This window comes from Actinomadura logoneensis (assembly GCF_003428695.1).
GTDB lineage: Bacteria > Actinomycetota > Actinomycetes > Streptosporangiales > Streptosporangiaceae > Spirillospora > Spirillospora logoneensis.
In genome coordinates, this window is sequence record NZ_QURH01001016.1 from 1 (window position 1) to 12,929 (window position 12,929).

Annotated in this window: 12 protein-coding genes, 1 tRNA gene and 1 pseudogene; 4 read left to right on the forward strand and 10 right to left on the reverse strand. The window is 73.7% G+C overall.

All coding sequences use genetic code 11. The features are described from left to right. Positions 1-202 (reverse strand): annotated as a pseudogene (locus DZF91_RS35115) (trehalose-phosphatase); the annotation flags it as partial. Between the two features lie 19 nt (positions 203-221). After that, positions 222-557 carry a DUF3263 domain-containing protein gene (locus DZF91_RS35120; RefSeq protein WP_117361350.1) on the reverse strand — a complete coding sequence of 112 codons (336 nt, stop codon included), beginning with the start codon at positions 555-557 and terminating at the stop codon, positions 222-224. Positions 558-921: 364 nt separating this feature from the next. On the opposite strand from DZF91_RS35120, the gene DZF91_RS35125 reads away from it, so the two are divergent. Further along, positions 922-1,488, forward strand: coding sequence for a MarR family winged helix-turn-helix transcriptional regulator (locus tag DZF91_RS35125; RefSeq protein ID WP_117361351.1), 567 nt, complete (start codon positions 922-924; stop codon positions 1,486-1,488). Between the two features lie 45 nt (positions 1,489-1,533). Here DZF91_RS35125 and DZF91_RS35130 read toward each other — a convergent pair whose 3' ends face one another. From DZF91_RS35130 to DZF91_RS41440, 5 genes are all read right to left on the reverse strand, one after another. Continuing rightward, positions 1,534-1,827, reverse strand: a complete 294-nt coding sequence (locus DZF91_RS35130) for an SHOCT domain-containing protein (protein ID WP_117361352.1) — start codon at positions 1,825-1,827, stop codon at positions 1,534-1,536. 103 nt (positions 1,828-1,930) lie between these two features. Next, entirely contained in the window at positions 1,931-4,111 is a 2,181-nt protein-coding gene (locus tag DZF91_RS35135; protein ID WP_117361353.1) for a S8 family serine peptidase, read from the reverse strand. Positions 4,112-4,267: 156 nt separating this feature from the next. Further along, positions 4,268-4,729 (reverse strand): hypothetical protein, encoded by a 462-nt coding sequence (locus DZF91_RS35140; protein ID WP_117361354.1) that lies wholly within the window; start codon positions 4,727-4,729, stop codon positions 4,268-4,270. Between the two features lie 266 nt (positions 4,730-4,995). Further along, positions 4,996-6,735 carry a solute symporter family protein gene (locus tag DZF91_RS35145; RefSeq protein ID WP_117361355.1) on the reverse strand — a complete coding sequence of 580 codons (1,740 nt, stop codon included), beginning with the start codon at positions 6,733-6,735 and terminating at the stop codon, positions 4,996-4,998. Continuing rightward, entirely contained in the window at positions 6,732-7,862 is a 1,131-nt protein-coding gene (locus DZF91_RS41440; RefSeq protein WP_235834788.1) for a DUF485 domain-containing protein, read from the reverse strand. Before DZF91_RS41440 ends, DZF91_RS35145 begins: the two co-directional genes overlap by 4 nt. 531 nt (positions 7,863-8,393) lie before the next feature. Here DZF91_RS41440 and folP point away from each other — a divergent pair. After that, positions 8,394-9,302: a dihydropteroate synthase gene (folP, locus tag DZF91_RS35155; protein WP_235834789.1), complete on the forward strand. Its 909-nt coding sequence runs from the start codon at positions 8,394-8,396 to the stop codon at positions 9,300-9,302. A gap of 18 nt (positions 9,303-9,320) precedes the next feature. Here folP and DZF91_RS35160 read toward each other — a convergent pair whose 3' ends face one another. Both DZF91_RS35160 and DZF91_RS35165 read right to left on the reverse strand, forming a co-directional pair. Beyond that, positions 9,321-9,968 carry a dihydrofolate reductase family protein gene (locus DZF91_RS35160; protein WP_235834790.1) on the reverse strand — a complete coding sequence of 216 codons (648 nt, stop codon included), beginning with the start codon at positions 9,966-9,968 and terminating at the stop codon, positions 9,321-9,323. A gap of 46 nt (positions 9,969-10,014) precedes the next feature. After that, a complete protein-coding gene (locus DZF91_RS35165; RefSeq protein ID WP_117361356.1) occupies positions 10,015-11,505 on the reverse strand; it encodes an MFS transporter in 1,491 nt (496 codons plus the stop codon). Positions 11,506-11,674: 169 nt separating this feature from the next. On the opposite strand from DZF91_RS35165, the gene DZF91_RS35170 reads away from it, so the two are divergent. Both DZF91_RS35170 and DZF91_RS35175 read left to right on the forward strand, forming a co-directional pair. Further along, positions 11,675-12,130 carry a MarR family winged helix-turn-helix transcriptional regulator gene (locus DZF91_RS35170; protein WP_117361357.1) on the forward strand — a complete coding sequence of 152 codons (456 nt, stop codon included), beginning with the start codon at positions 11,675-11,677 and terminating at the stop codon, positions 12,128-12,130. Positions 12,131-12,212: 82 nt separating this feature from the next. Continuing rightward, positions 12,213-12,641, forward strand: a complete 429-nt coding sequence (locus DZF91_RS35175) for a hypothetical protein (RefSeq protein ID WP_147341530.1) — start codon at positions 12,213-12,215, stop codon at positions 12,639-12,641. A gap of 56 nt (positions 12,642-12,697) precedes the next feature. Here DZF91_RS35175 and DZF91_RS35180 read toward each other — a convergent pair. Beyond that, positions 12,698-12,773: transfer RNA gene (locus DZF91_RS35180), tRNA-Thr, on the reverse strand. Between the last annotated feature and the right edge of the window lie 156 nt (positions 12,774-12,929).

Consider the following 12,929-nt stretch of genomic DNA (forward strand, 5'->3'; position numbering starts at 1 on the left):
CCAGGGACCGCACCCGCGGGGCCAGCGCGGCGAGGGCGGCGGCGGCGCGGGGATGCGCGCGCGCCGCCGCCGGGTCGGCCACGATCGGCGCGAGGGTTCCGTCGAAGTCGAAGCCGAGGACCGCCCCGGCGGGGTCGTCGCGCAGGGCGGCGAGGGCGTCCTCGCCCTCCGGGCTGGTGTGTGGGGAGGAGGAAGTGTGCACGTGACCAGTGTCGGCCACGCTAGGGGCGGATGCCGAGGCGGCGCGCGGCGCGCTGCCGCTGCCGCTGGGTGCGCATCCGCTGGAGGCGCTTGACCAGCATGGGGTCGTGCCGCAGCGCCTCGGGCCGGTCGATCAGGAGGTTGAGGAGCTGGTAGTACCGCGTCGCCGACATGTCGAACGTCTCGCGGATGGCCTGCTCCTTGGCGCCGGCGTACTTCCACCACTGACGCTCGAAGGCGAGGATCTGGCGGTCGCGCTCGGACAGGTGGTCGGCCGGGAAGGCGGCGTCGGCGTCTTCCGGGCCCTGGTTCTCCGGGCCCTCGTTCATCGGGGGCAGGGGTGAGCCATCGTTCATGCTGCCGTCCTGTTGGGGACCGTCGCCGGGAGGTCGTCCGCCGCCGGCATGGAGTCCCCTTTGGTGGTCACTGATCCCGGGTCGTCCGGGTTCGGCCGAGGCCACTCTACGCGTCCCGGCGGACATTCTCCGGCCGTTCGCGCGGAACGGCCACCCTCCCCGCCGCCCCCGCATCGCCCCTGCGGCGTCCCGCCGACGGCCCTCGCGCCCACGTCTCCGGCGTGTGCCCGCGGGGCCGCGTCCACCCTGTTCCGCGGCCGGGACGGGGTGCGGGTGGGGGCCGGACCGCAGGCGGTAAAATATGCATTGTGCATCCGTGCGCCGCGCACGGACACCTCGCCGCCACGCGAACGGAGGGACGAGCATGACGACGGAGAAGCCCTCGGTTCCCGATGCCGAAGCGGACGCCCCGCTCTCCGACATCGCGCTGGCGCTGTTCCACCTGCGCCGGGTGTGGGCCCGTCCGGACCTGATGAAGAAGATCCGGGCGCAGACCTCGGCGGGCCCGGGCGGACGGCCGCTGCAGCTGTCCAACCTGATGGTCGTGCACGCCGTCGCCGCCCTCGCCGAGTGCGCGGACGGCCCGGAGGTCACGGTCGGCGCGGTCGCCGAGCGGCTGGAGATCGACCCGTCCACCGCCAGCCGCCTGGTCGGGCACGCGATCGACGCCGGGTTCGTCTCGCGCCGTCCGTCGCCGGTGGACGCGCGCCGCGCCAACCTCGGCCTGACCGACGCGGGCCGGCGGCTGCGGCAGGTCGCCGAGCGGTTCCGCCGCGCCTACTTCGACGAGCTGATGAGCGGCTGGACCGACCGCGAGAAGGTCGAGTTCGCCCGGCTGCTCACCCGCTTCGCCGACGCCGCGGCGCACTCCCCCGCGATGATGGACCCCGAGGGCGTCGAGCGCATCTTCCGCGAGGCCGGAGCCGACTGACCGCCGCCCCGGCCCCCGCGGCCTCCCCTGATCGGGCTAAACGTCCTACTCGCGCTCGGCGCGGAGCGCGGACATCCGGGTGTGGAACTCCTCCTCGTCCACCTCGCCGCGGGCGAAGCGCTCGGCGAGCAGGTCCTCGGGACGCTGGGCCCGCGGGTGCGGGCCGCCCGCCGGGGGTCCCCACGGGCCGCGTCCGCGCCACTTCACCACCCGGGACCCGACGAAGCCGAGCAGGCCCAGCCACAGCAGCCCGAAGGTGATCGGGAAGACCACCCACCAGCCGGGACCCCCGTGGTCGTGCCAGCCGGGCTGCGCGGCGACGATCGTCAGCGTGTGCATCGGACTCCTCCTCTGTGCGGATGAACCGATGCTCCGTGGAGGGTCCGGGGCGTGTCGTCGTACGAGCGGCGGCTTCGCGGCTACGCCCGGCGCGGTACCGGGATCACCACCAGGGGGGACGGTACTCGTCGTCGTCCGCGATCAGGGGACGGCGGCGGCGCGGACGGCCGATCGCGTCGTCGGGCGGGGTCGGGAGCGGACCGTCGCCGTTCCCGTTGCCGTCCGCGAGGCCGGGCGGCGGGGCGTCCGGGACGGCCCCGGTCTGGAGGTCCTCCAACGGCGGCATCGGCGGCCGGACGGGCGGGACGGCGTCGGCGAGCACGTTCCGCCGGAACAGCTCCCACTCCTCGTCGCTGAGTCCGGGCTCGTCCCCGGCGGGACGCGCGTCCTGCTCGCCCAGCGGCCCGGCGCCCTGGACCGACCCCGGCCCCCGCAAGGGGTCGCCCAGCGGGTCGAACGTCGAGCGGACGTCCGGAACCGCCGCCTCGGACTCCGCGGGGGGAGACTCGCCGCGGGGTGCGTCCGCGACGGACCGCCCTTCGGTCGTCTGCGCATCGGGTGCGGCCCGATGGTCGGAAACCTCGTGGTCGAACGTCGGTGCACTCAGCGGCCCGGAAGACGCGGGCGGCCCGGCGGGAACGGGAGGCTCGCCCGACGCGAACCGCCCAGACCGCTCGGGCGACTCCTGCGACTCGGGTGAATCGGCACGCCCGAACGACCCGGGCCACGAGCCCGCCGCGGTCGGCCCAGCCGGCACGGGCGGCTCTGCGGACGCGGGCGGCGGCGGAGCGGTCCGGAACGACATCACGGGAGCCTCGGGCAGGTCCCCCTCCGCGTGATGCGCGGGGACCGGCGCCGGGACAGGGGCGGGCGGAGACACCGGGATCGCCTCGTGCTCGGGCCCGAAATCGTCGTCCGGACGCCGCCGCTGCCGCCATCCCAGGTAGAGGCCGACGACGACCAGCGCGCCGCCGCCACCGAGGATCGCCGGGTACAGCCAGTCGGATTCGAGGCGCGAGCCCTCCCCGGCGGACGTGTCCTTCGTGCGGGCGGGCGGCGTCGACCGCGTCGGCGGCTCCTTGCTGATGCGTCCGGCGGCGGTCATCGCGCGCGCCGCGTCCAGCACGCCGGGGCAGTTGCCGGACGGGACCGTCTCGGACGAGCCCTCGACCAGCGCCTGCCGCACCTGCTCGGGGCTGAGGGACGGGTACCGCGACCGGAGCAGCGCCACGACCCCCGCGACGATCGCGGACGACGGGCTCGTGCCGGTGCCGACCACGTAGCCGTTGTCGGCGTCCGCGCTGACGATGTCCACACCCGGCGCGCAGACCGCGACGTAGGAGCGGCGGTTGCTGTCCTTCCACTGGCGCATGTCGCGGTCGAGCGCGCCGACCGCGATGACGCCGGGATAGGCCGCCGGGAAGTTCTTGCGGTTCGCTCCCGCGCCGTCGTTGCCGGCGGACGCGATGAGCACGACCCCCCTGCCCTGCGCGTACCGGATGGCGTCCTCTTCGGAGGAGTCGCCGTCGTAGTACTGCTTGCCGCCGCCGAGTGACATGTTGATGACCGTCGCGCCATGGTCGACCGCGTACCGGATGCCCTGCGCGATGGCGTTCCGGGCGTGCCCGACCAGCGCCTCGTCCTTGCGCATCGGGTCGTCGTTCTCCCAGGTCACGCGCAGCGACATCACCCGGCTGGCGGGCGCGACGCCCATCACGCCCCGGATCCCGCCGGGACCGTGGCCGTGCCCGGCGATGATGCTGGCCATCGACGTGCCGTGCAGCCCCCAGTAGGTGCTGCCGGGACGGCGCGTCCCGCCGGTGAGGTCGGGGCCGGAGATGACGCGTCCGGTGAGGTCGGGGTGGCGCTTGTCCACACCGGTGTCGAGGACGGCCACGACGACGCCCTTGCCGCGCGACTGCTTCCACGCCTTCGGCACGTGCAGCGCGGACAGGTGCCACTCCCGCGACCGGATCATGTCCACCGGGCCGTCCGGCGCCCAGGGGAAGGGCAGCGGCGCGCCCGCCTGACCGGCGGTTCCCGGCGCGGACGCGGTGGCACGGGAGGCGGACGAGGCGGTGCGCGAGGCCGGGACGCCGGCGCCGGAGCGTCCGCCGGAGTGCTCGCCCGAGCGCGGGGCCGGCTCGGACGGGGGCGCGACCGCGATCGGGACGGCGACGGCCGCGACGAGGGTCAGCGTGGTGAGGGCGGTGGCGGCGCGGACGGCCGGACGCGTCGTCCCGCGACGGCCCGGACTCCGGAGGCGGCGGCCGTCAGGGGGCACGGCACCGCACCTCCTCCCGGCCGTCGGCCGCGTTCGGCGGCACCCGATCCGCCCGGGCGGCGGACGGCCGACCGGCTGCGGGCCCTCATTCTGCCACGGCGCTCCGGGACCGCCCCGGCGCTCCGGCACATCCGGCCCCACGCCGGGACATCCGGCTCAGGAGCACTTCCCGTACGGCCGGTCGCAGTGGTAGGCGCGCCCGCCCAGGTCGCCGCGCGCCCGGTCGACCAGCCCGCCGGGACCGGTCAGCAGCCAGTTGGGGCCGCGGAGGATCGCGAAGGGCCCGTTCTCGCCGAGCGCGCTCTGCCCGACCCCGCTGCGCCAGCTCCGCAGCGCGGTGTCCATCGTCAGGCCGAGGCTCGGCGTGAGGACGGTCGCGGCGACGTAGCGGCCCTGGTACCGGCACTCGACGCGGGTCGGGTCGGCGTTGCACCCGGTGGCGCCGGCGGCGCGCAGCACCCGTCCGATCTCGGCCGTGTCCTGGTAGGAGCGCGCGCTCGGCGCGGCCTTCGCGGTCGCCGATCCGCCGTCACCGCCGCAGCCCGCGAGCAGCGCGGCGGTGGCGAGCACGGTGCCTCCGGTCGAGCAGGCCAGGGCGAACAGGGACTTGGGCTTCATGCGGACAAGCCTGCCGTACCCGCGGGTAACCACCGGCCCTCCGGCGGTGTTAGTCCCCTCACGAAAGTGATCACTGCTTCGCCCGCGTCCGCGACCGCGCCAGTGCGCGCCCGTACCGGTGCCCGCGTCCGTACCGGTGCCCGCGCCCGTGCCCGCGTGCCCGAACGCGAACGGGCGGGGCGCCGTTGTCGCGCCCCGCCCGTGTCGCACGGATCTTCCGCCCAGAATGCTCCGCCCGCGAAACCCCTCCGTTCGTCCTCGCTCGGCTAGACCGAGCCCGCGCCCGTGAGCGAGCGGAACGACAGCTCGTCATAGCGGCGGCTGTCGGCGTCCGCGCGGCCCAGGTACGTGCCGACGACCGCGCACAGGAACCCGAAGGGGATGGAGACGATGCCGGGGTTCTCCAGGGGGAAGAAGTGGAAGTCCACGCCCTTGGGGAACAGCGACAGGCTCTGCCCGGTGAGGGGGTCCACCTTGCCGGACACGACGGGCGAGAAGAAGACCAGCACCAGGGAGCTGACCAGTCCGCCGTAGATCCCGGAGACGACCCCGGCCGAGTTGAACCGCTTCCAGAACAGCGAGAGCACGATCGCGGGCAGGTTCGCCGCCGCGGCCATCGCGAACGCGAGCGCGACCAGGAACGCCACGTTCATGTTCTTCGCGATCACCGCGAGCACGATGGCCAGCACGCCGATCAGGCAGGCCGCGAACCGGGCGACCCCGACCTCCTGCGACTCGCGCGGACGGCCGAACATCAGCACGTGCCCGAAGTAGTCGTGCGCGAGCGACGTCGAGGACGCCAGCACCAGGCCCGACACCACGGCGAGGATGGTGGCGAACGCGACCGCGCCGATGAACGCCAGCATCAGGTCGCCGCCGACCGGGCCGCCGAAGTGGTCGCCGAGCGCCTTGGCGAGCTGCGGGACGGCGGTGTTGCCCGCCGGGTCCTGCGCCATGATGGCCTTGCGTCCGACCAGCGCCGCCGCGCCGAACCCGAGCGCGAGCGTCATCAGGTAGAACGCGCCGACGAGCCCGATCGCCCAGTTCACCGAGGTGCGCGCCGCGCGGCCGTCCGGGACGGTGTAGAACCGCGTGACGATGTGCGGCAGGCCCGCGGTGCCCAGCACGAGCGCGAGCGCGAGGCTGATGAAGTCGATCTTGTTCAGCAGCGTGTGGTAGGGGTCGCCCGGCACGTCCTTGCCGTACTTCAGGCCCGGCTCCAGGAACGCCGCGCCCTTGCCGGACGACTCGGCGGCCGAGCCCAGCAGCCCCGACAGGTTGTACCCGAACCGGGCCAGCACCAGGACGGTCAGCGCGACGCCGCCGCCGATCAGCAGCACCGCCTTGATGATCTGCACCCAGGTGGTGGCCTTCATCCCGCCGAACATCACATAGAAGATCATCAGCGCGCCGACCACCACGATCGTCCACGTCTTGGCGGCCTCCGCCGACATGCCGAGGAACGTCTCGCCGGGGTGGATGCCGAGCAGCAGCGCGACCAGGGCGCCCGCGCCGACCATCTGCGCGAGCAGGTAGAACACCGAGACGGTCACGGTCGACACGGCGGCGGCGGTGCGCACCGGCGACTGGGTGCGCGCCCGGTAGACCAGCACGTCCGCCATCGTGAACCGGCCCGCGTTGCGCATCAGCTCGACCAGCAGCAGGGTCAGCAGCCACGCGACCAGGAACCCGATCGAGTACAGGAACCCGTCGTAGCCCGACAGCGCGATGATGCCCGCGATGCCCAGGAACGACGCCGCCGACATGTAGTCGCCCGCGAGTGCGATGCCGTTCTGCGGCCCGGAGAACGCGTGCCCGCCCGCGTAGTAGTCGACCGCGCTCTTGGTGTTGAGCCGCGCCCACACGGTGATCCCGAGCGTGACCACGATGAAGAAGACGAACAGCCCGAACGTCACCGTGCGGCCGTTGCCGCTGGCGGTCCCCGGGTCCTGGACGGGCGGGGAGGCGGCGAGCGCCGCCGCGCCGCCGAGGACATGTCCGATCATCGCAACCACCCTGGATCCGGTCGTACCGAGGCTCCGGACCACGCGTCCGAGCCGTCGTCCTTCGAGGCCACAGGGCCGGGGACCGCCCCGGCCTGCCGCTGCGCCGCCTCGGCTTGGTGCCGCTGCGCCGGCTCGGCTTGTTGTGCGCCCTCGGCCTGGCGCTGTGCCGTCTCAACCTGTCGCTGAGCCGTGCCGGCCTGGGACCGGGCCGCGTCGACCGGACGCTGCGCCGCCTCCGCGTGCACCGGACCACCGGTCGCACTACCCGGACCCGCGTCCGCAGCCGATGCCGCAGCCGGGACGGGTGCGGGCTCCGGAGCCGCGGGTTGGTCGCCGGCCGCGATGTCGGGCTGCGCGGGAGCGGCCGGTGGAGCGCCGTCGGCCGGGCTCGGACCTGGTGGAGCCGGGACGCGGTCCGGACGGCCTCGAACCACCGGAAGCGCCTGCTCCTCCGGCCCCCGCTCCTCCCGTGGCCGCCTCGGCCTGCCGTTGACCTGCTTCGGCACACCCCTGTCCCGCTGCGTACCCGGCGGGCCGTCCGGCGGCCCCGGCTGCCTCGGCATCGCCGAACGCGGCAGCGGCTCGGCCGACATCGGCTCGATCACCCGCGTCGGACGGCTGAGACGCACGTTCCGGCCGCTCTCCGGCGTCCCGTCCGGGGGCACCGGCGCGGACGCCGGTCCGCGTCCGGCCTCCAACGGTTCCGGCCGGCCTGACCGCTCGGACCGCTCTGCACGGCTCGACCGCTCCGGCCGCTCATCGGCGAGATCCGGGTCGTCGTCGGCGCCCGGGTCCAGTGCCGAGCGCCACGGCGCGGCGCGGAGCGCGGCCGGGGCGTCGGCCTCGTCCCGCAGGGCCGCCGCGACCGGGTCGAGCGAGTCGCTCGCGTACCGTGCGTAACACCAGGCGAGGGCGAACGTGGACACGAACTGCAGCACCCCGAGGACCAAGGCGACGTTGATGTTGCCGGCGATCGGACGCGCCATGAGCCCGCGCGCGAACGCCGAAAGCGCGACGTAGAGGAAGTACCAGCCGAGGAAGGATCCGGCGATCGCCAGCGCCAGCCGGGCGAACCTCCTTCTCAGCAGGCGGAACCTCTCGTCGCGTGCCATGACCGCGTAGCGCACGACCGGTCGCCTTCGGCCCCGGCCTGTCCCCCTGCGCTCCGGTGGTCCCGAGTCCCAGACCATCAGGCCCTCCCTGACTCACCCATGACTCTATGTAGTGATGTGACTTCACTATGAGATCAAACAATCATGGTGTGCACGGGCCACTTGCCGAGAAATGCTTGGGATTAGTCCCAAACCACGGCCAAGAAACGGTCCCACTCGTCATGCCTGTCCCCTATTTCCCCAGAGGTCCCAAGTGGCGGCACAAACGGCTTCCGCATCCTGAAGGGCCCCGTCTCCGCTGGGTAGTGGCCCGGTACGGCCGTCCGGACGCCCGTCCGACGCAATTGATCCGCGCCCTTCGACCGCATCCGGTCACCGGCTGTCAAAAGGGGATCCACCGGAGCCCGGAATTGACCCGGGCGTCCGGTTCCCGGGAGGGGGCACCGGAACGCGGCGGGCCTTGGCGGCGGACCCGGATAGGCTGAGCGGATCAGCCCCCAGGCCGGCCGGTCCAGCGTGCCGGAGCACCGGAGAAGGCAGGTCATCGTGGCAGGAGACGTCCCGCACCGGGTCTACGCACCGGAGCTCGTCTGCCCCCGGCGGACGATCGGACGCCGCTCCTTCGACTTCGACCGGCAGGTCGCGGTGATGGCCATCATCAACCGGACACCCGACTCCTTCCACGACAAGGGCCGGACGTTCGCCCTGGACAAGGCCGTCGCGGCGGTCGAAAAGGCGCTGGACGAGGGCGCGGACTGGCTCGACATCGGCGGCGTCCCGTTCGCGCCCGGCCCCGAGGTGTCGCCGCGGGAGGAGATCGACCGCGTGCTGCCGGTGATCGAGGCCGCGCGGACGCGCACCGACGCGGTGATCTCCGTCGAGACCTACCATCCGGAGGTCGCGCGGGCGGCGTTCGCGGGCGGCGCGGACGTGCTGAACAACGTCACCGGCCTGCACGACCCGCGGCTGGCCGACGTGGTCGCCGAGACGGGCTCGAGCCTGATCATCACGCACAGCCTCGCGGCGCCGCGCACCCGCTACCCCCGCCCGGTGTACGGCGACGTCGCGGCGGAGGTGGCCGACTTCCTGCGCGACCGGGTCAAGCTGGCGCTGGACCGCGGGGTCGCGCCGGACCGGATCATCATCGACCCGGGCCACGACCTGAACAAGAACACGCTGCACTCGCTGGAGCTGACGCGGCGGCTGCCGGAGATCGCCGACCTCGGCTACCCGCTGCTCGCGGCGATCTCCAACAAGGACTTCATCGGCGAGACGCTGGACCGGCCGCAGCGCGAGCGGGTCGAGGGCACGCTCGCCGTCACCGTCGCCTCGATCATGCTCGGCGCGCGGATCGTCCGGGTGCACGAGGTCCGGCAGGCCGTGGACGCGGTGCGGATGACCGAGGCCGTGCTCGGCTGGCGCGAGCCCGCCTACACCCGGCACAACGTCGAGTGACCGCGGCGTGGTGGCCGGTCACTCCACCGCGTACCTGGTGAACAGGTAGTCGCCGTCCGGGACGGCGTGCAGCAGCCGCAGCCGGAGGGGTTCGTCGAGGTCGGGGCCGTTCAGCACGCGGAAGGCGTCCCCGGCGATGACCATCGGGCTGAGCGTCAGGCACAGCTCGTGCAGCCATCCGGCCGCCGCGACCTGGGCGAGCAGTCGCGGGCCGCCCTCGCAGAGCATGCGCCCGAGGCCGCGCGCGGCGAGCTCGTCCAGCGCCGGGCCGATGTCGGCGAACGTCTCGCCCGCGAGCAGCACGTCCGCGCGCTCGCGGGCCCGCTCCAGCCGGTCGGCGGGGGCGGACCCGCAGGTGACGACGATCGTCCGGCCGCCCTCGAACACCCCGCCGTCGAAGTCCAGGTCGAGGCTGCGGGAGACGACGGCGAGGGGCGGCGCGTCGTCCGGCCACGCGTCGTACTCGCGGACGGTCCCCGCGCCCATCACGACGACGTCGGCCAGGCTCCGCAGACCCGCCATCAGGGCGTGGTCGCCGGGGTAGCCGATCGCTCCGGTGTCGCCCTTGTACTGGATGGCCCCGTCCAGGGTCGCGATCATGTTCGCGCGCAGCCACGGCGTCCGGTCGGGGTAGGGGTAGCGCTTCAACAGCTCGTCGATGTCCACTCCCCGACTGTAGGCAGGAGGACCGCGATCAAACCTCCTGCCCGGATCAGGGGCGTGTCGGCGCGGCGGTCTCCCCGGCCGTGGCGGCGGTCGCCGGCGAGGTCGCCGCGGGGCGGCGCCTCGGCAGGGTGAGGGTGACGAGCGCGGCGACGAGGGCGACGCCGCAGCCGAGCAGCATGGCGGTGCGGAAGCCGTCCTCGGACGGGATGACGTGCCCCGCGACCGAGACCGTCAGCTGCGACAGGATGACCCCGACCAGCGCCGCGCCCGTGGACGTGCCGAGCGACCGCATCAGCGTGTTGAAGCTGTTGGCCGCGCCGGTCTCGGACCGCGGGACCGCGCCCATGATCAGCGCGGGCATCGCGCCGTAGGCGAGCCCGACGCCGCCGTTGATGACCAGCGCGACGACCAGGACGCCCCAGGTCGAGCCGATCAGCGCGAGCGAGACGCCGTAGCCGAGCGCGATCACCAGGGACCCGGCGCACAGCGTGGTCTTCGGGCCGCGCGCGGCCGACAGCTTCGCGCCGAGCGGGGAGACCAGCATCATCATCAGCCCGGCCGGGGCCATCCACAGGCCGGCGGCGAACATCGACTGGCCGAGGCCGTAGCCGAGCGCCTTCGGAAGCTGGAGCAGCTGCATCAGGACGAGCGACTGCGCGTACATCGCGCACCCGACCAGGATGGACGCGACGTTCGTCAGCAGCACCTGGCGGCGCGCGGTGGTCCGCAGGTCCACCATCGGGTCGGTGACGCGCAGCTCGAACACGCCCCACGCGAGCAGGACGACCACGGCGGCGGCGAACAGGCCGAGCGTGGTCCCGCTCGTCCAGCCCCAGTCCGCGCCCTTGGAGACGGCGAGCAGCAGGCAGACCACGCCGATGCCGAGCCCGACCGCGCCGACCACGTCGAACCGCCCGGACCCGGCGCGGACGGGCGCCGCCGGGACCAGCAGCCAGATCAGCACGCCGATCACGACGCTGAGCGCGGCCGACGCCCAGAACAGCACCCGCCAGCTGGTGTTCTCCGCGACCGCCGCCGCGATCGGCAGGCCGAGCGCGCCGCCGATGCCCATGGACGAGCTGATCAGCGCGATCGCGCCGCCGAGCCGTTCGGGCGGCAGCACGTCCCGCAGCGCGCTGATGCCGAGCGGGATCAGTCCCATGCCGACGCCCTGGAGCCCGCGTCCGATGATCATCGGGACGACCGAGGACGCCAGCGCGCACACCACCGAGCCCACCACCAGCGGGACCACGCTGACCAGCAGCAGCCGCCGCTTGCCGTACAGGTCGCCGAGCCGCCCGACGGCCGGGATCGCGACCGCGCCCGCGAGCAGCGTGGCGGTCACCGTCCAGGAGGCGTTCGACGCGCTGGTGTGCAGGATGTCGGGCAGCCGCCCGATCAACGGGACCACGAGCGTCTGCATCAGCGCGGCGACGATGCCCGCCACGGCCAGCACGGCCACGATCCCCCCGCCGGACCGCGCGGCGGGCGCCTCGGGGGTGGCCGCCTGCGCGGCCGGGGACTCGGGTTCGCCCATCGCGTACTCCTGTGTCGTCGGGGGGCAGAGAAAGTGCGTGTGCACGATACACATGACTTGCGCGATACACAAAGTGTGCGTGATGCACACCTGAGCGGGCGGTTCGGCCCCGTGTGGTAGGCATGGAGCCAGCCAGGAGGACCAGCCGGGGAAGGACGCCGAGAACGCCATGCAGAAGCCGACGGACCTGGTCGAGTACGAGACCATGCTGCTCGGCCGCCACCGCCCGCTGCTCTCGTCCGGCCCGGAGTCGGAGATCGGCGGCCTGGAGCGCACCGCCTACATCGTGCTCAGCCGCGTCCGCGTCGAGGGCCCGATGACCATCCGGCGGCTCAGCGAGGCGTTCGGGCTCGACCAGTCCACCCTGAACCGGCAGACGTCCGCGCTCGTCCGGGCCGGGCTGCTGGAGCGAATCCCCGACCCGGACGGCGGCATCGCCCGCAAGTTCCGGCTCACCGCCGAGGGCGAGCGCCGCCTGGACGAGTGCCGCGAGGAGATCGTCCGCGGGCTGGACAAGGTCATGGCCGACTGGTCCGCCGAGGACGTCGCCGCCTTCGCGGCCTTCCTGCAGCGCTTCAACACCGACATCGAGCGCCTGTCCGGCCGTCCCTGGCCCCGTCCGTAGGGCCGGACGAGGTTCTTACGAGATTCGTACGGCCGCCTTGGATGCGGACCCGACCGGGGTTCCCGCGACCTACGTTCGGGTCATGAGAGTGTTGATCATGGGGTCGGCGGGCTTCCTCGGCTCCCATCTGTCCTACGCCCGGGAGGCGTGCGGCCACCACGCCGTCCCCCTCGACAAGGCCGACCCCTGCGCGGGCGACGCGGCCGCCCTCAGCGGCCCGGCCGTCCGCGCGACGAACCGCGTCTTCTCCGCAGTGGGCCTCTCGCGTGCCCAACGCCTGGGAGAGGCGTGCGCCGGCTGCGACAAGCGCTGGCCCCGCCCTTCCGTGCCGCTGGGCGAGCTCGTCGATGGCACGGAGCTGTATCTGTGCACCGACTGCGCGGAAGGCCTGCCGAAGGACTGGACGTCCACTCCGGCGGCTCCACCGGCACGGTCCAGCGCGCCGCACCGCTTCGCGCCGCGCCGGGGCGGCCTGCCTGGCACGGGCGGTGAAGACGTTGGCAACCTCTGAAAACGCGCCCGGAACGCGCCAGGGCGCTCCCGATACTCGGGAGCGCCCTGGTCATCTGGAGCCAGCGAGGGGACTTGAACCCCTAACCCTCGGTTTACAAGACCGATGCTCTGCCAATTGAGCCACGCTGGCGAGTACGACCGCATCGTAGTCGAACGGAAGGGGCGGCGCGTCCCCGCCGGGGCGCGCCGCGGCGCGCCCGTCCGGACGCGCCACGGCGGTCTCCGGACGGCCGGGCCAGGCGGTGTCCGGACGGCCGGGCCGGAGAACAGGGGCCGGGCCGGAGAA